This window comes from Rhodococcus koreensis (assembly GCF_900105905.1).
Taxonomy (GTDB): domain Bacteria; phylum Actinomycetota; class Actinomycetes; order Mycobacteriales; family Mycobacteriaceae; genus Rhodococcus_F; species Rhodococcus_F koreensis.
This window is the reverse complement of the sequence record NZ_FNSV01000005.1, coordinates 1,104,237-1,121,803: the sequence shown is the minus strand read 5'-3', so window position 1 is coordinate 1,121,803 and position 17,567 is coordinate 1,104,237. Positions and strand designations below refer to the sequence as shown.

General features: G+C 70.2%; 13 protein-coding genes. All 13 read left to right on the top strand.

Annotation, left to right across the window (positions count from 1 at the left end; translation table 11 throughout):
• The first annotated feature begins 59 nt into the window (after positions 1–59).
• The 13 genes from aspS to BLV94_RS49980 all read left to right on the top strand — a co-directional run bounded on the left by aspS (position 60) and on the right by BLV94_RS49980 (position 17,507).
• A complete protein-coding gene (gene aspS / locus BLV94_RS09845) occupies positions 60–1,868 on the top strand; it encodes an aspartate--tRNA ligase (protein ID WP_072942177.1) in 1,809 nt (602 codons plus the stop codon).
• A gap of 69 nt (positions 1,869–1,937) precedes the next feature.
• Positions 1,938–2,909: a DUF389 domain-containing protein gene (locus BLV94_RS09840; RefSeq protein WP_072942176.1), complete on the top strand. Its 972-nt coding sequence runs from the start codon at positions 1,938–1,940 to the stop codon at positions 2,907–2,909.
• On the top strand, positions 2,909–5,473 hold the full coding sequence (locus BLV94_RS09835; RefSeq protein ID WP_072942174.1) for a circularly permuted type 2 ATP-grasp protein: 2,565 nt from the start codon (positions 2,909–2,911) through the stop codon (positions 5,471–5,473). The genes BLV94_RS09840 and BLV94_RS09835 overlap by 1 nt, the downstream gene beginning before the upstream one ends.
• Positions 5,470–6,420 carry a transglutaminase family protein gene (locus BLV94_RS09830; protein ID WP_072942172.1) on the top strand — a complete coding sequence of 317 codons (951 nt, stop codon included), beginning with the start codon at positions 5,470–5,472 and terminating at the stop codon, positions 6,418–6,420. Before BLV94_RS09835 ends, BLV94_RS09830 begins: the two co-directional genes overlap by 4 nt.
• A gap of 65 nt (positions 6,421–6,485) precedes the next feature.
• A complete protein-coding gene (locus BLV94_RS09825) occupies positions 6,486–7,661 on the top strand; it encodes a phosphotransferase family protein (protein ID WP_072942170.1) in 1,176 nt (391 codons plus the stop codon).
• Between the two features lie 55 nt (positions 7,662–7,716).
• Positions 7,717–9,150, top strand: a complete 1,434-nt coding sequence (locus BLV94_RS09820; protein ID WP_072942168.1) for a replication-associated recombination protein A — start codon at positions 7,717–7,719, stop codon at positions 9,148–9,150.
• A gap of 78 nt (positions 9,151–9,228) precedes the next feature.
• Complete coding sequence (alaS, locus tag BLV94_RS09815) at positions 9,229–11,901, top strand: alanine--tRNA ligase (protein WP_072942166.1); 2,673 nt, start codon at positions 9,229–9,231, stop codon at positions 11,899–11,901.
• Between the two features lie 2 nt (positions 11,902–11,903).
• Entirely contained in the window at positions 11,904–12,440 is a 537-nt protein-coding gene (gene ruvX, locus BLV94_RS09810) for a Holliday junction resolvase RuvX (RefSeq protein ID WP_072942164.1), read from the top strand.
• Complete coding sequence (locus BLV94_RS09805; RefSeq protein ID WP_072942163.1) at positions 12,437–14,188, top strand: endolytic transglycosylase MltG; 1,752 nt, start codon at positions 12,437–12,439, stop codon at positions 14,186–14,188. Before ruvX ends, BLV94_RS09805 begins: the two co-directional genes overlap by 4 nt.
• Positions 14,178–15,005: a shikimate dehydrogenase gene (locus tag BLV94_RS09800; protein ID WP_072942161.1), complete on the top strand. Its 828-nt coding sequence runs from the start codon at positions 14,178–14,180 to the stop codon at positions 15,003–15,005. Before BLV94_RS09805 ends, BLV94_RS09800 begins: the two co-directional genes overlap by 11 nt.
• A gap of 91 nt (positions 15,006–15,096) precedes the next feature.
• Positions 15,097–15,699, top strand: coding sequence for a prepilin peptidase (locus BLV94_RS09795; protein WP_072942158.1), 603 nt, complete (start codon positions 15,097–15,099; stop codon positions 15,697–15,699).
• Between the two features lie 75 nt (positions 15,700–15,774).
• Positions 15,775–16,962, top strand: a complete 1,188-nt coding sequence (gene aroC / locus BLV94_RS09790; protein ID WP_072942156.1) for a chorismate synthase — start codon at positions 15,775–15,777, stop codon at positions 16,960–16,962.
• A gap of 38 nt (positions 16,963–17,000) precedes the next feature.
• Positions 17,001–17,507 carry a shikimate kinase gene (locus BLV94_RS49980; protein ID WP_072942154.1) on the top strand — a complete coding sequence of 169 codons (507 nt, stop codon included), beginning with the start codon at positions 17,001–17,003 and terminating at the stop codon, positions 17,505–17,507.
• Positions 17,508–17,567: the final 60 nt, after the last annotated feature.

The following is a 17,567-nucleotide window of genomic DNA, read 5'->3' as shown; positions in this document are numbered from 1 at the left end:
GTGTCTCCGTAGGATCTCAGCCAACGAAGTAGCTTGCCCCATGTTTCGAAAGGAATCCCGTGCTGCGCACACATCTCGCCGGTTCATTGCGAGCCGAGCAGGCCCAGCAGACCGTAACCCTCACCGGTTGGGTTGCCAGGCGTCGTGATCACGGCGGGGTGATCTTCATCGATCTACGTGACGCGTCGGGCGTGTCCCAGGTGGTGTTCCGGGAGGGTGCCGCCGCCGAGCAGGCTCACCGTCTGCGCGCGGAGTACTGCGTCAAGGTCACCGGTGTGGTCGAGGTGCGTCCCGAGGGCAACCAGAACTTCGAGATCCCGACCGGGGCCATCGAGGTCAACGTCACCGACCTCGAGGTCCTCAACGAGAGCGCGCCGCTGCCGTTCCAGCTGGACGACCAGGCCGGTGAGGAAGCGCGCCTGAAGTACCGCTACCTGGACCTGCGCCGTGAGGGCCCCGGCCATGCCATCCGGTTGCGGTCCAAGGTCAACGCCGCGGCCCGCGCCGTGCTCGCACACCACGAGTTCGTCGAGGTCGAGACGCCCACGTTGACGCGGTCGACGCCGGAGGGCGCCCGCGACTTCCTGGTTCCCGCGCGTCTGCAGCCGGGCAGCTTCTACGCGTTGCCGCAGAGCCCGCAGCTGTTCAAGCAGCTGCTCATGGTCGGTGGCATCGAACGCTACTACCAGATCGCGCGCTGCTACCGCGACGAGGACTTCCGCGCGGACCGCCAGCCCGAGTTCACTCAGCTCGACATCGAGATGAGCTTCGTCAACCAGGACGACGTCATCCTCCTCGCCGAGGAGGTGCTGGCCTCGCTGTGGAAGCTGGTCGGGCACGAGATCAAGACGCCGATCGCGCGGATGACGTACGCCGAGGCGATGCGCCGCTACGGTTCCGACAAGCCGGACCTGCGCTTCGGTGTCGAACTGGTCGAGTGCGCCGAATTCTTCACCGACACCACGTTCCGGGTCTTCCAGCAGGAATACGTCGGGGCGGTGGTCATGCCCGGCGGTGCGAGCCAGCCGCGGAAGCAGCTCGACGCCTGGCAGGAGTGGGCGAAGCAGCGCGGGGCGAAGGGCCTGGCCTACGTGCTCGTCGGCGAGGACGGCACCCTCGGTGGACCGGTGGCCAAGAACCTCACCGACGCCGAACGTGAGGGCCTCGCCGCGCACGTCGGCGCGAAGCCGGGCGACTGCATCTTCTTCGCCGCCGGCACCACCAAGTCGTCCCGGGCGCTGCTCGGTGCCGCGCGCGGCGAGATCGCCCGCAAGCAGAACCTCATCGACCCGGACGCCTGGGCGTTCGTGTGGGTCGTCGACGCACCGCTGTTCGAGCCGACGGCGGATGCCACCGCGAGCGGCGACGTCGCGCTCGGCTACAGCGCCTGGACGGCGGTGCACCACGCGTTCACCTCGCCCAAGCCGGAGTCGATCGACACGTTCGACACCGACCCGGGGTCCGCGCTCGCGTACGCCTACGACATCGTCTGCAACGGCAACGAGATCGGTGGCGGCAGTATTCGTATCCACCGCAAGGACATTCAGGAGCGAGTGTTCAAGGTGATGGGCATCTCCCACGAGGAGGCCGAGGAGAAGTTCGGCTTCCTGCTCGACGCGTTCGCGTTCGGCGCCCCGCCGCACGGCGGCATCGCGTTCGGCTGGGACCGCATCACCGCCCTGCTCGCCGGTGTCGATTCGATCCGTGAGGTCATCGCGTTCCCGAAGTCGGGTGGCGGCGTCGATCCGCTGACGAGTGCTCCGGCTCCGATCACCGCGCAGCAGCGCAAGGAGTCCGGGGTGGACGCCAAGCCGGAGCCGAAGGGCGACGCCGCGGCGGCCAAGCCCGACGCACACGCCGACAAGTAGGCGGGTCCTCCGGCACGATCTGCCGGCGGGACTCGATGACCGGACGACGCGGAACAGCCGGGGGACACGATGTTGCACCTGCGAGTGATCTGTCCGGCCGAGCGCACCGAGGACGTCCTCGGTGTGCTCGCCGCGGAACCCGGCGCGACCCATGTGGTGGTGCTGCGCGACGCCGCGATCGACCCCGCCGGTGACGCGATCCAGACCGATGTGGCCCGCGAGTCCGCGAATGACGTGATCGACGCGCTCGAGGCCCTGGGAATCGATCGCACCGGCGCGATCACGGTGGAGCCCGTCGACACGGTGCTCTCGAAGTCCGCACACGAGGCGGAGAAGGCGGCCCCGGGCGATCCCGCGGACAGCGTCGTGTGGGAGGAACTGGTCAGCCGGACGCGCGAGGAGTCGACGCTCAACGGCACCTTCCTCGCGTTCCTCACCATCGCGTGCCTGCTGGCTGCGGTGGGTGTGGTGACCGACTCGCCGATCACCGTCGTCGGGGCCATGGTGGTGGGACCGGAGTTCGGACCGCTCGCCGCGCTTGCCGTCGCCCTGATGCGGCGCAAGCTGGGGCTGGCGCGGCGGTCGCTGATCGCCCTGCTGTTCGGTTTCCCGTTCGCGATGGCGGCGACGCTGGTCGCGACCCTGCTGATGGAGCGGCTCGGCTGGATGGAGTTCGAGAGCATCGAGTCCCTCGACCAGGTCGACTTCATCTACCGGGTCGGACCGCTGTCGCTGATCGTCGCGCTGCTCGCCGGCGCGGCGGGCATGCTCGCGCTCGTGTCCTCGAAGTCGGCGGCGCTCGTCGGCGTCTTCATCTCCGTCACCACCGTTCCGGCCGCCGGATTCGCCGTCGTCGCGGTCACCGTGGGCGAATGGCGCGTCGCGGCACTGGCGGCGCTGCAACTCGGGGTCAACATGGTGGGCATCGTCGTCGCCGGCGTCCTGGTCCTGGCGCTGCGACTCCGCAGCGGCGGCGATCCCCGCCGGCTGCTCGAGCAGGCGCGGAAAGAACGCTCCGTGGCGCAGCGGCGGAGGGCCTGATGAGCGTCTCGCCGCACGACGGCGCGGGCTACGACGAACTGTTTGACCACGACGGCGGCCTCCGGGAACCGTGGGCGGAGTTGGCCCAGGACTTCACGGACGGCGGGCCGGACTCCGTCCGCCGCCTGCAGTCCCGCATCCGGTTGCTCGTCGACAACCACGGGATCACCTACAACCCCCTCGACGGTTCGGACGCGCCGATCGCACCGCCACGATGGGAGATCGACGCCGTCCCGCTGATCGTCGCGGCCGAGGAGTGGGAGCAGCTGGCGGCGGGCTTCGTGCAGCGCTCCCGGCTTCTCGACGCGGTACTCGCGGACCTGTACGGACCGATGACTCTCGTCCGGAGCGGCGCCGTCCCGGCCCGCACGGTGTTCGGGCACCCCGGCTACGTCCGTGCGGCGCACGGCATCACGGTGCCGGGCCGCCACCAGCTGTTCCTGCACGGACTCGACGTCGGCCGCGGGGCGGACGGCACGTTCCACGCGCTGCGCGACCACACGCAGTCCCCGGCGGGCGCCGGCTACGCGATGGCGGACCGCCGCGTCATCGCACGGGCGATGCCCGGTATCTACGAGACGGTCGGACCGCGCCCGCTGTCCTCGTTCGCCCAGTCGATGCGGCTCGCGGCGATCGACGCCGCTCCCGCGGGCACCGAGGACCCGCTCGTCGTCGTCCTCAGCCCCCGCACCCGGTCCGAGGCCGCATTCGATCAGGCGTATCTGGCGACGGTCCTCGGCTTCCCGCTCGTGGAGAGTGCCGACCTGGTGGTCCGCGACGGCCACGTGTGGATGCGGTCCCTCGGCAGTCTGGAACGCGTCGACGTCATCGTCCGGCGGGTGGACGCCGACCTCGCCGACCCCCTCGACCTGCGCCCCGGCTCCCGGTCCGGGGTGGTCGGTCTCGTCGAGGTGCTGCGGCGGGGCGCGGTGACCGTCGTCAACACCCTCGGCAGCGGAATCCTCGAGAACCCCGCCCTCACCCGGTTGCTTCCGGACCTGTGCCGACGGCTGCTCGACGAGGATCTGCTGCTGCCGTCGGTTCCGAGCTTCTGGGGCGGCGACCGGTCGGAGCTGTCGCACATCCTCGCGAACGCCTCGTCGATGGTGCTGCGCGCGGTGCACGGGGGTGCGCCGATCGTGCCCGCCGACCTCGGTGCCGCCGACCGGGACACCCTGCTGGACCGGGTGCGGGCCGAACCCGGGCGGTGGGTCGGGCAGATCGTCCCGGACCCCTCGTACGCACCCGCCGCCGGTGGATCCGGGGACGTCGTGCTCGCACCGGTCGGGATGCGGCTGTTCAGCGTTGCGCAGCAGGTGGGATTCACGCCGATGGCCGGCGGTCTCGGCACGTCCCTCGTTCCCGGGGCTGAGCGCGGGGACCGGCGCCACGCCGGGGCGAAGGACGTGTGGATCCGGCTGGCGCAGCGCACGGCGTCCACCGACCCGGGCGACGGCGCCGAGCGGGACGGGGAGACCCTGCCCACGTATGCGGCGACGACGTCCGACCTGATGACGTCGCCGCGCGCGCTGACCGAACTGTTCTGGATGGGCCGGTTCGCGGAGCGCGCCGAGGGTGCGGCCCGGCTGATGATCGCCGTGGGGGAGAAGTACCGCGACTACCGCCTGCGACCGTGGCTGGCGGGCGGCGGAAGCCTCCCGATCCTGCTGAACACGGTCCTGCGGGTCGCCGACGCCGGGAACCGCGCCGTGGCCGACTCGGGTTCCGATCCGATCACCGACCAGCGGCGGGTACGCTCCGAGTTCCGCTCGCTGACGGCGGACCCGGACCGGGACGGGTCGCTCGCCCACGCGGTGCGCGGCGTCGAGCAGGCCGCGCGGGCCGTGCGCGGGCAACTGTCGAACGACATCTGGGCCGTCCTCAGCTCCGTCGAACGCGCGCTCGGACAGGTCGCGGCCGACACCGTCGACGACGGGTCCGCGCTGTTCGAGGCGCAGTCCGCGGTGCTCGGCGGCATGCTCGCGCTGTCCGGGGTCGCCGCGGAGTCGCTGGTTCGCGACACCGGCTGGCACGTCATGGACATCGGCAAACGGATCGAGAGGGCATCCACCTTGATCGCGCTGGTGGACTCCACCCTCGGGCGGAGGACGGATCCCGCGACCGAACGGGCGGTGATCGAATCGCTTCTCGTCGCCACCGAGAGTTCCGTGGTCTACCGCCGCCGCAACCGCAGTATCCGCCCGGCGGCCGTCGCCGAGTTGCTGCTGTTCGACGTGAAGAACCCGCGGTCGCTGGCGTTCCAACTGGAGGCGCTGCGCACGAATCTGGCCGCACTGCCGGACGCCTCGGGTGCGTCCCGTGCGGAGCGGCTCGCCGAGGACATGGTCAACACCGTGCGGCGCGTCGACCCCGTCCGACTCGAATCGGTCGACGCGGGCGGGTCCCGGAAGGAGCTGGGCGAGCTGACGACCACGATGCGCGCACTGCTGAGCGAACTGTCCGACGTGATGCTGAAGGGTCAGCTGTCGCTGCCCGGCGGCACCCAGCCGCTGTGGGGCAGCGGCACCTCGTGGAGCACCTCCCCGGGCGGAGTCTCCGCATGACCGACACGACGCCCCGCACGGACCCGGCAGCGGAACGTCCGGTTCTGCGCAGATACAAGATCACCCACCGCACGACGTACACCTACTCGGGGCCGGTGACCTCGTCGTACGGCCGGGGTTACCTCCTGCCGCGCGACACCGAGGAACAGCGGTGCGTCGCTTCCGTCGTCGACATCACACCGCCGCCCGCAGACCGCTCCACCGGGTCGGACGTGTACGGCAACCGGGACCTGTACTTCCAGGTGAGCACGCCGCACGAGGAACTGGTGGTGGCGGCCGAATCCGAGATCGAGGTCTACGGACCGGACAAGGCGAGGCTCGCCGCCGCACCGGCGAACGCGCCGTGGGAGCTGTCCCGGCCCGTGGGCACCGAGGGCGCGATGGCGCAGGAGTTCGTGCTCGACCTCGATCCCCCCGAGATCGGCGACGCGGTCCGCGAGTACGCGGCACCGAGTTTCCCGCCGGAACGGCCCCTCGTCGACGCGGTGGTCGATCTCACGACCCGCATCCACCGCGACTTCGAGTACAAGTCGGGGTCGACGTCGGTCTCGACGCGGGTCGCGGAGGTGCTGGAGAAGCGGTCGGGCGTCTGCCAGGACTTCGCCCGGCTCGCCATCGCCTGCCTGCGCTCACGCGGACTCGCGGCCCGGTACGTGTCCGGGTACCTGGCGACGCAGCCGCCGCCCGGCAAGGAACGGATGATCGGAGTCGACGCGACGCACGCCTGGGCCGCGGTGTGGATGCCGGGGGACCGGTGGCTGGCCTTCGACCCCACCAACGACCAGCTCGTCGACGAGCGGTACACGGTGGTCGCGTGGGGCCGGGACTACGCCGACGTGCCGCCGCTGCGCGGTGTCATATACACAGAGGCACGAAACAGCACCATTGCGGTGTCGGTTGACGTGGCGCCGATGGAAGTACTCGCACCGGATCAGCCGAAATGCTGAAATTCATCGGGGCTTCCGGAGGAGGACTCGATGATCCGTGTCACTAGCAGGTAAGTTGGTCCGCGATGACTGCAATACTGGCAGACCCCGTTTCAGAGGTAGTTGCCGCAGCCGAGAAGCTGCTCACCCGTCGCACAGGGGCACCCGTGACACTGGTGGATCCCGTGGATCTCGGCGGTAGTGGCCGCACCATCGTGCTCCGTGTGCGGGTGGCGGAGAATCCGTTCTCCCTCCCCCGGACGTTGGTGATCAAGCAGGTCCGCGAGGAGTCCGGTGTGTCCGGCGCGCGGGCCGTCGATCCCGACGACCTGTCCGGCGACAGCCGCAGCGCCTTCCTCCGCGAGGCCGTCTCGTACCAGTTCGCCACGGCGCTGGCGACGGACAGCCGCCCCGGAGCCGAACTGCTCGCATCCGACCTCGAAGCCCGGCTCCTCGTGCTCAGCGACCTCGGGGACGCCACCCCGATCAGCGCGCTGCTCGAGCACTCCGATTCCGACACCGTCACCAACACCCTGATGGCCATGGCCCAGGCGCTCGGCCGCATGCACGCGGCCACCGTGGGCCGCGAAGAAGACTTCACCGCGCTGCTGCGCCGCGCCGAGGTGGCGCACTGCGACGACACCGTGGCCGAGCAGGTCGAGCGTGCGGTGCCCGCCGTGCCCGGTCTGCTGTCCGACATTCTCCGTGTCGACGTCTCGCCGGAGCTGACCGAGCAGGTGGCGCGGGCCGCGAAGCTGTTCGAGAGCGGGCGGTTCCGGGCGTTCAGCCCGTCGGACCTGTGCCCGGACAACATCATCGTCAACGACGAGGGCGTCCGGTTCCTCGACTACGAGTGGGGCGGGTTCCGCGACGCGATGCTCGACATCGCGTACGCGCTGGTCTCGTTCCCGGGTTGCCTGTGCAGCATCGAACTGTCCGAGGACCGCACCCAGGCGATGATCGAGGCCTGGCGGGCGGAGGTCGTGGGGATGTGGCCCGCGCTCGCCGACGACAACGTGCTCGCCGCCCGCATGGTCGAGGCCCAACTGATCTGGGTGTGGCTCAGCACCTACCTGTTCCTGCCGGACAACCACACCCGGATCGCCGCCGTCCGCGAGCATCACCTGTCGGTGCCGCGGTCCGAGGCGCTGACCCAGCGCTGGGACAAGCTGGCCCGTTCGGCGGATCACGCGGGGAACACGGTGGTCGCCCACGACGCCCGCGTCATCGCCGACAAGATCCGGGGACTGTCCGTCGGCTGACGCGAGGTCCGGCCGGACTGGGTCGGACGGTGCGGGTTCCAGTAGCGTCGAACTTGTGAGCGATCTTTTCGGTTCGGATGTCGGCGAGGACGAGTCGGCGGGCCTGTTCGAGACGGCGCAGCCGGACGAGGCGGCGGCTCCGCGCTCGGTTCCCGGTCCGGTGCCGGTCGACCACCGCGCACCGCTGGCGGTGCGCATGCGTCCCCGCACGCTCGGCGAGGTGGTCGGGCAGCAGCATCTCCTCGGCCCCGGTGCGCCGCTGCGGCGGCTCGTGGAGGGGTCGGGGGCGGCGTCCGTGCTGCTGTACGGTCCGCCCGGCACCGGCAAGACCACGCTGGCGTCGCTGATCTCCGGTGCCACCGGGCGCCGCTTCGAGGCGCTGTCCGCGCTGTCCGCCGGTGTCAAGGAAGTGCGTGGCGTCATCGAACTCGCTCGCCGACGGCTCCTCGCGGGCGAGCAGACGGTGCTGTTCATCGACGAGGTGCACCGCTTCTCCAAGACCCAGCAGGACGCACTGCTGGCGGCGGTCGAGAACCGGATCGTGCTGCTCGTGGCCGCCACCACCGAGAATCCGTCGTTCTCCGTGGTGTCCCCGCTGCTGTCCCGCTCGCTGGTCCTGCAACTGCAGTCGCTGACGGCGGACGACATCGAGAACCTCCTCGAGCGGGCGCGCACCGACGAGCGGGGTCTCGGCGGGGACATCGAGATCGCCGGCGACGCGATGGACCATCTGGTGCGCCTCGCGGCCGGTGACGCCCGGCGGGCGCTCACCGCGCTCGAGGCGGCGGCGGGCGCGGCGCTCGACCAGGCCGGTGACGCGGACCGTCCGGTGCTGCTGGACCTCGCGACGGTGGAGGCCAGCGTCGACAAGGCCGCCGTCCGCTACGACCGCGACGGCGACCAGCACTACGACGTGATCAGTGCGTTCATCAAGTCGATCCGCGGTTCGGACGTCGACGCCGCCCTGCACTATCTGGCGCGGATGCTGACCGCGGGCGAGGACCCCCGCTTCATCGCGCGGCGGCTGGTCGTCCATGCCAGCGAGGACATCGGGATGGCCGACCCCACCGCGTTGCAGACCGCGACCGCCGCCGCGCAGGCGGTGCAGCTGATCGGGATGCCGGAGGCCCGCCTCGCCCTCGCCCAGGCCACCATCCACCTCGCGACCGCGCCGAAGTCGGGGGCCGTCATCGCCGCGCTCGGCGCCGCGATGGCGGACGTCGCGGCGGGAAACGCCGGGCTCGTTCCACCGCACCTGCGCGACGGCCACTACGCGGGGGCGGCCAAGCTCGGCAACGCCGTCGGCTACCGATATCCCCACGACCACCCGGACGGGGTACTGGCGCAGCAGTATCCGCCCGACGAGCTCGTCGGCGTCGACTACTACCAGCCCACCACCCACGGCGGCGAGCGTGACATCGCGGGGCGCGTGGACAAACTGCGGGCCATCGTCCGCGGCACGAACCGTCAGGGTGGCCGGTTAAGCTGAATGTTGCCGAACCGCCGGGTGTGCCCAGCCACCCGGCGACCGTAGTTGCCCTCGAGACAGACAATAAGGATCACTGACGTGCAGACCCACGAGATTCGCCGGCGCTTCCTCGACCATTTCGTCAAGGCGGCCCACACCGAGGTACCCAGCGCCTCGCTGATTCTCGACGATCCGAACCTGCTGTTCGTCAACGCCGGAATGGTGCAGTTCGTGCCGTTCTTCCTCGGCCAGCAGACGCCGCCGTACCCGAGGGCGACCAGTGTCCAGAAGTGTGTGCGCACCCTCGATATCGAGAATGTGGGCATCACCACACGGCACAACACGTTCTTCCAGATGGCCGGCAACTTCTCCTTCGGCGACTACTTCAAGCGCGACGCGATCAAGCACGCGTGGTCGCTGCTGACCTCCGGCGTCGACGACGGCGGCTACGGGTTCGACCCGGAGCGGATCTGGGTGACGGTCTACCTCGACGACGACGAGGCCCGCGACATCTGGCGCGACGAGGTCGGCGTTCCCGAGAGCCGGATCCAGCGCCGCGGCATGGCCGACAACTACTGGTCCATGGGCATCCCCGGGCCCTGCGGCCCGTGCTCGGAGATCTACTTCGACCGCGGCCCCGAATTCGGTGCGGAAGGCGGCCCCGAGGCCGACGAGGACCGCTACATCGAGATCTGGAATCTCGTGTTCATGCAGAACGAGCGCGGTCTCGGCATCAGCAAGGACAACTTCGAGATCCTCGGGCCGCTGCCGAAGCAGAACATCGACACCGGCATGGGCGTCGAGCGCGTCGCATTCCTGCTCCAGGGCGTCGACAACGTGTACGAGACGGATCTCGTGCGCCCGGTCATCGCGAAGGCCGAGGAACTGTCGGGCCGCAAGTACGGCGCCGACCACGACGACGACGTGCGGTTCCGGGTGATCGCCGACCACGCGCGCACCGCCGCGATGCTCATCGCCGACGGCGTGAACCCCGGCAACGACGGCCGCGGCTATGTCCTGCGCCGCCTGCTGCGGCGCATCGTCCGCTCAGCGAAGCTGCTCGGCGCCGACAAGCCCAGCATGCGGGAGTTCATCACCGTCGTCCGCGACACGATGGCGCCGTCGTACCCGGTCCTCGACACCGACTTCGGCCGCATCGAAACGGTCGCAGTGGGGGAGGAGACCGCGTTCCTGAAGACCCTCACGTCCGGTTCCAAGCTGTTCGAAGGCGCCGCCGAATCGGTGAAGGCGTCCGGCAAGTCGACGATCGGCGGCGAACAGGCGTTCGCGCTGCACGACACGTACGGCTTCCCGATCGACCTGACCCTGGAGATGGCGGCCGAGGCCGGTCTGACCGTCGACGAGGAGGGTTTCCGCGCGCTGATGGCCGAACAGCGGCAGCGCGCGAAGGACGACGCCCAGGCGCGCAAGCACGCGCACGCCGACCTCACCGTCTACAAGGAACTCCTCGACCGCGGACCCACCGAGTTCACCGGATTCCACGAATTAGTTTCCGAGGCACACGTTCTCGCGCTGATCTCGCAGGGGCAGCGCGTCCCCGTCGCGACGGTCGGCCAGGACGTCGAGGTCATCCTCGACCGCAGCCCCCTGTACGCGGAGGCGGGCGGCCAGATCGCCGACCTCGGCACCCTGACCGGTCCGGGGCTGCGGGTGAAGGTCAACGACGTCCAGAAGATCGCCAAGAAGCTGTGGGTCCACAAGGTGACCGTGCAGGAGGGGCAGATCACCGAGGGTGACGTCGTGCTCGCGCAGGTCGACGCCGCGTGGCGCAAGGGCGCCACGCAGGGGCACTCCGGCACGCACATGGTGCACGCCGCGCTGCGACAGGTGCTCGGCCCCAACGCCGTTCAGGCCGGCTCGCTGAACAAGCCGGGCTACCTGCGGTTCGACTTCTCCTGGCAGGGTGCGCTGACTGAAGCGCAGAAGCAGGACATCGAGGTCGTCGCGAACGAGGCGGTGGCCGCCGACTACTCCGTGAACACGTTCGTCACCGACCTCGACAAGGCGAAGTCGATGGGCGCGATGGCGTTGTTCGGCGAGAACTACGGCGACGAGGTGCGGGTCGTCGAGATCGGCGGACCGTTTTCGATGGAGCTGTGTGGTGGAACTCACGTGGGCAGCTCCTCGCAGATCGGCAACGTCACGCTGCTCGGTGAGCAGTCAGTCGGCTCCGGCGTGCGTCGCGTCGAGGCCTACGTCGGGCTCGACTCGTACCGCTACCTGGCCAAGGAACGGGCCCTGCTCGCCGGGCTGTCGTCGTCGCTGAAGGTGCCCTCGGAAGAGGTGCCCGCCCGCGTCGAGGCACTGGTGGAGCGACTTCGGGTGGCGGAGAAGGAACTCGAACAGACCCGCGCGCAGGCGGTTCTCGCCTCGGCGGGCACCTTCGTCGACAAGGCCCAGCGGGTTGGGCCGGTGCTGCTGGTCGCGGATTCCGCCCCGGCCGGTGTCGGCGGCAACGACCTGCGCGGGCTCGTCACGGATATCCGCGGCCGATTCGGCACCCAGCCCGCCGTCGTCGTGCTGCTCGGTGACGTCGACGGCAAGGTGCCGTTCGTGGTGGCCGTGAGCAAGGCCGCGCAGGAACTCGGCCTGTCGGCCGGCGACCTCGTGAAGGAATTCGGTCCGAAGATCGGCGGCCGCGGCGGCGGAAAGGCCGACATGGCACAGGGTTCCGGTTCGGACACCAGCGGAATCGCGGCCGCTCTCGACGCGGTCCGGGGACAAGTCGCGGACAAGGTGGGGAGCCAGTAGCGGTGGATCACGCGGAACAGGGTCCGGATCGGCCGGGAGTCGACGACCCTGGGCGTGGTCGGCGTATCGGCATCGATGTGGGCAGCGTCCGCATCGGTGTCGCGTCGAGCGACCCCGACGGGATCCTCGCCACCCCGGTGGAGACGGTGCCCCGGTCCAAGGAACGCGGGCCCGACGCGCCGGATATCCGGCGCATTGCCGACATTGTCGAGGAATACGAGGCGGTGGAGGTTATCGTCGGTCTGCCGCAGACCCTGCGGGGTGAACGGGGAAAAGCCGCCTCGATCGCTACTGTGTTCGCGAAGCGATTGCGAAGGAAGGTCGACCCGATACCGGTGCGGATGGCGGACGAACGTCTGACGACGGTCACTGCCGCGCGGGCGCTTCGCGAGAGCGGTGTCAGTGCGAGGGGCCAGCGTCCTGTGATCGACCAGGCTGCGGCGGTGGCGATCTTGCAGGGATGGTTGGACGAGCGGAGCAGGTCGGTGAATGCAGGGGATTCAGGTGGGGACGTGCAGCTACCGGAGGCAGGCCAGTGAGCAATCACCGCCGCCCCGCAGGTGAGCGACCCGACTTCCAGTACATCCCCCGCGAACCCCGACGGCACCGCTACCTCGACGGGGACGACGACGAGGTCGACTACACGCCACCCCCCGACGACGACCTCGTCACCACCGGCCGCCACGCCGTCGTGTACGACGAGCCACACTTCGACGAGCCACACGTCGAGGAGCCGCACGTCGACGAGCCGCACGTCGACGAGCCGCACTACGAGGAACCGCAGCGCCACGAACCGCACCGCGAGTACGCGGAGCCGCGATATGAGCAGCGCTACGACCCCGAGTCCGTGTACGAGGACGGATACGGTCCCCGCTCCTATGGCGACGCCCGCGCGTACCGGGAGACGCCGGCCGACGACCACCCGTATGTGGACGACCACGTCGACGAGCCGGACGAGGTGTACCCCGTCGACGGCTACGACCACCCGCACGACGAACCCGACGTCGCGTTCGCGGAGGCCGAGACGCAGATAATCTCGGCGATTCCCGAGGAGATCCCACCCTCGGCGATTCCCGAGGAGTTCCCACCGACCCGCGCCGCTGCTCGCACGCAGGCCCGCAGCCGCAAACAAGCCAGGGGACGCGCACGCCGGGGCAAGGTGTTCGGCGTCCTCGCCGCCGCGGCGGTCCTCATCGTGCTGGTCGGTGTCGTGTTCGTCGGCGGCAAGTTGTTCTTCGGCGGGTCCGACGCGCCCGCGGACTACGCAGGCCCCGGCGGTCCCGAAGTGGTCGTGCAGGTCCATCCGGGTGATACCGCGGAGGAGATCGCCACCACCCTGGCGGACCGCGACGTCGTCGCCAGCGGATCGGCGTTCTTCAACGCCGCAGTCCAGAGCAACGCCATGAACTCGGTGCAACCCGGTTTCTACAGCCTCTCCACCCAGATTCCGGCGGACGACGCCGTGCAGGAACTGGTCGACCCGGCCTCCCGCGTCGGGCAGATGATCATCTCCGAGGGCAGGCAACTCCACGACACGACCGACGTGCAGACCGGCGCCAAGAAGAAGGGGATCTACACGCTGATCTCCGAGGCCAGCTGCCTGGGTGACGCCGGTCAGCAGAAGTGCATCAGCTACGACGACCTCAACGCCGCCGGCGCGGGCGACCTGTCCGCGCTGGGTGTGCCCGACTGGGCGAAGGACTCGGTCGCGGGTGTCCCGGACCGGGATCGCCAGCTCGAGGGACTGATCGCCGCGGGCAGTTGGGATTTCGATCCGACGGCGGGTCCCGCCGCCATTCTGCAGAAGCTCGTGTCCGAGAGTTCCGCGAGCTACGAGAAGACCGGGATCCTCACCGCGGGCAACCAGGTCGGTCTCACCCCGTACAAGATGCTGGTCGCGGCGTCGCTGGTGGAACGCGAGGCGATGCCCGACGACTTCTCGAAGGTCGCGCGCGTCATCCTGAACCGGCTCGCCGTCAACCAGGCGCTGCAATTCGACTCCACGGTCAACTACGCGCTGGACACCACCGAACTGGCCACCACCGACGCCGACCGCGCACAGGTGACCCCCTGGAACACGTACGCCAGCCCCGGCCTGCCCGCGACGCCGATCTCGTCGCCGAGCATCGGGGCGCTCCAGGCGGTCGAACAACCGGCGCCCGGCGACTGGATCTACTTCGTGACGGTCGATTCGAAGGGCACGACACTCTTCACGAAGAGCTACGACGAACACCTGGCCAACATCGACCAGGCTCTGAACAACGGGATTCTCAACAGTGGACGATGAGTTGGTGACCGCACGCAAAGCTGCGGTGCTGGGCAGCCCGATCGCGCATTCGCGATCACCGCAACTGCACCTCGCGGCGTACCGGGCGCTCGGTCTCACCGGGTGGACGTACGACCGCATCGAGTGCGACGGGGAGCGACTCCCCGGGCTGGTGTCCGGGCTCGGCCCGGAATGGGTCGGTCTGTCCGTCACGATGCCGGGCAAGATCGCCGCCCTCGAGTTCGCGTCCGAGCGCACCGACCGGGCCGTGGCGATCGGCTCCGCGAACACCCTCGTGCGCATCGAGGGCGGCTGGCGTGCCGACTGCACCGACGTGGACGGGGTCAGCGGCGCGCTCACCGCGGGCGGCGTCGGTGCCGTCGCGGGCGCCGAGGCGGTCGTCGTCGGCGCCGGGGGAACGGCCAGGCCTGCGCTCGTCGCGCTCGCCGACCTGGGCGTGAAATCGGTGACCGTGGTGGCCCGCGACGCGGGTCGCGCGGCGGGTGCGCTGGGGTGCGCGGAATCGGTGGGGCTCGAGGTCCGGTTGCTCGGCTTCGACAGCCCCGAACTCGGTGCCCGGTGCGCCGCGGCCGCCGCACTCGTCAGCACCGTTCCGTCCGCCGCGATCACCGACTACGCGGACGTTCTCGGCCGGGCGCCGTTCGTGCTCGACGCGATCTACGACCCGTGGCCGACCCCACTGGCGGCCGCGGTCGAGGTGGCCGGGGGAACGGTCGTCGGCGGTCTGTCGATGCTCCTGCACCAGGCGTTCGGGCAAGTCGAGCAGTTTACCGGCCGCCCGGCGCCGCGCGAGGCGATGGCGGCCGCTCTGGGCTAGTTGTCCACAGGCCCGGCCGCCATCCACAGGGCGATCGTTCCCGCAGGTCGCCGCGAGGGGTCCGGGTGTCCGGTCCCGCACGCTGGTCGGCATGTGGTGGCTGATCGTGACGAGTGTGGTGGCCGGTGCGGCTGTGGGACGGTGTGCGCGCCTCACCGCGGGCCGGTTCGTGGGTCCGGTGCCGCCGGGCTGGTGCGAGGCGGTGTGCGCGGTCGGCGTCGCCGCCGCGGTCTGGGCCGACGCCGGCCGCAACCCGGTGTGGATACTGCCGGGTGCGCTCGCCTTCTGGTGGTGGTGTGTGAGTCTCGCCGCCACCGACCTGTGCGCCCGGAGGCTGCCGAACCTGCTGACGCTGCCTGGGTTCCTGGTGATCGTCGGCATCGGTGTCGCGACCGGCGCCGCGTCCGCCGCCGTGATCGGCGGACTCCTGCTGGCGGCGGCCTATCTCGCCCTCTACCTGGGAGCGCCCGGTGCGATCGGCGCGGGCGACGTGAAACTTGCGCTCGGCGTCGGCGCGGCCGCCGGGCTGGCCGGGGGAGAGGCCTGGGTGTTCACGGCCGCGCTCGCGCCGGCACTGACCGCAGTGGCGGGCTGCGTCGTCCTCGCCGTCCGGCGCTCGCCGCCGCCGCTCCCACACGGACCCGCCATGTGTGCCGCGACGCTGGTGGCGTTGTTCGCCGGGCACCTCACCTGACCGAGTCCGCACCCCGCGCGCGCCCCGAGAGGACCACCGTCACTGCCGGACGCGGCGACATGGAAGGATATTGGCGTGCTGCGCTGGATAACTGCCGGAGAATCCCATGGTCCCGCCCTCGTCGCGATGCTCGAGGGGATGGTCGCGGGCGTCGAAGTGACGTCCGAGGACATTTCGACCCAACTCGCGCGACGCCGCCTCGGCTACGGCCGCGGTGCGCGGATGAAGTTCGAGGCCGACAAGGTCACCATCGTCGGTGGTGTCCGACACGGCCGGACGCTCGGCGGCCCGATCGCTGTCGAGGTGGGCAACACCGAGTGGCCCAAGTGGGAAACCATCATGTCCGCGGACCCGGTGGACGCAGACCTGCTCGCCGACCAGGCGCGGAACGCGCCGCTCACCCGTCCGCGCCCCGGTCACGCCGACTACTCGGGCATGCTCAAGTACGGGTTCGACGACGCGCGCCCCGTTCTCGAACGCGCGAGTGCGCGTGAGACGGCGGCCCGGGTCGCGGCCGCGACGTTCGCCCGGGGTTTCCTGCGCCAGGTGTTCGGCGTGGAGGTGCTGTCACACGTGATCTCGATCGGCGCGTCCGACCCGTACGTCGGCCCCGAACCCACCGCATCGGACCTGGCGGCGATCGACGCCAGCCCGGTCCGCGCGTTCGACAAGGCCGCCGAGGAATCGATGATCGCCGAGATCGAGGCCGCCAAGCGTGACGGCGACACCCTCGGCGGTGTCGTCGAGGTCGTCATCCACGGTCTCCCCGTGGGTCTCGGATCGTTCATCAGCGGCGCGGACCGCCTCGACGCCCGCCTCGCGTCCGCCCTGATGGGAATCCAGGCCATCAAGGGCGTCGAGGTCGGCGACGGCTTCGAGACCGCGCGCCGCCGCGGCAGCCAGGCGCACGACGAGATGCGGCCCGGCCCGGACGGAATTCTGCGTTCGACCAACCGCGCCGGCGGTCTCGAGGGCGGCATGACCAACGGCGAGGCGCTCCGCGTGCGCGCGGCGATGAAGCCGATCTCGACGGTTCCGCGCGCGCTCGCCACCGTCGACATGTCGACCGGTGAGGAAGCCGTGGCCATCCACCAGCGGTCCGACGTGTGCGCGGTGCCTGCCGCCGGTGTCGTGGCCGAGGCGATGGTGGCGTTGGTCGTCGCCCAGGCCGCGCTCGAGAAGTTCGGCGGCGACTCGGTGGCCGAGACGGCCGCCAACTACGAGCGTTACGCGTCGGGTGTCGCAGCCCGGCTCGCGCGATGACCAGCCCGTCTGCCGTCGCGCCGGGGCGGTGACGGGTGATGGCACCGAAAGCCGTGCTCGTCGGTCCGCCGGGAGCAGGTAAGTCCACGATCGGGCGTCGCCTCGCGCAGGCGCTGGACCTGTCGTTGTTCGACACCGACGTGGCCGTCGAGGAAGAGGCGGGACGCACGATCGCCGAGATCTTCGTCCAGGAGGGTGAACCCGCCTTCCGGGCCCTCGAGGAAGAGATCGTGCGGAAGGCCATCGAGAGTCACGAGGGGATCGTCTCGCTCGGTGGTGGGTCCATCCTCTCCGAGCGCACCCGCGAGTTGTTGAAGGGCCAGACGGTGATCTACCTCGAGATCAGCGTGGCCGAGGGGCTCAAGCGCACGGGAACCAACACCGCGCGCCCGCTCCTCGCCGGTGGCGACCCCCGCCAGAAGTACACCGAGTTGATGCGCAAGCGCCGACCGCTGTACCGGGAGGTGGCGTCCATCCGGATACGCACGGACGGGCGGAGTCCCGCCCGCGTGGTGCAGCAGCTGGTGGCGAAACTCGCCGAGTGATCGGCGACCCCGGCGGAGCCGCGGAGTGATGGGCGACCCGGCGGAACAGAGACATCCGAG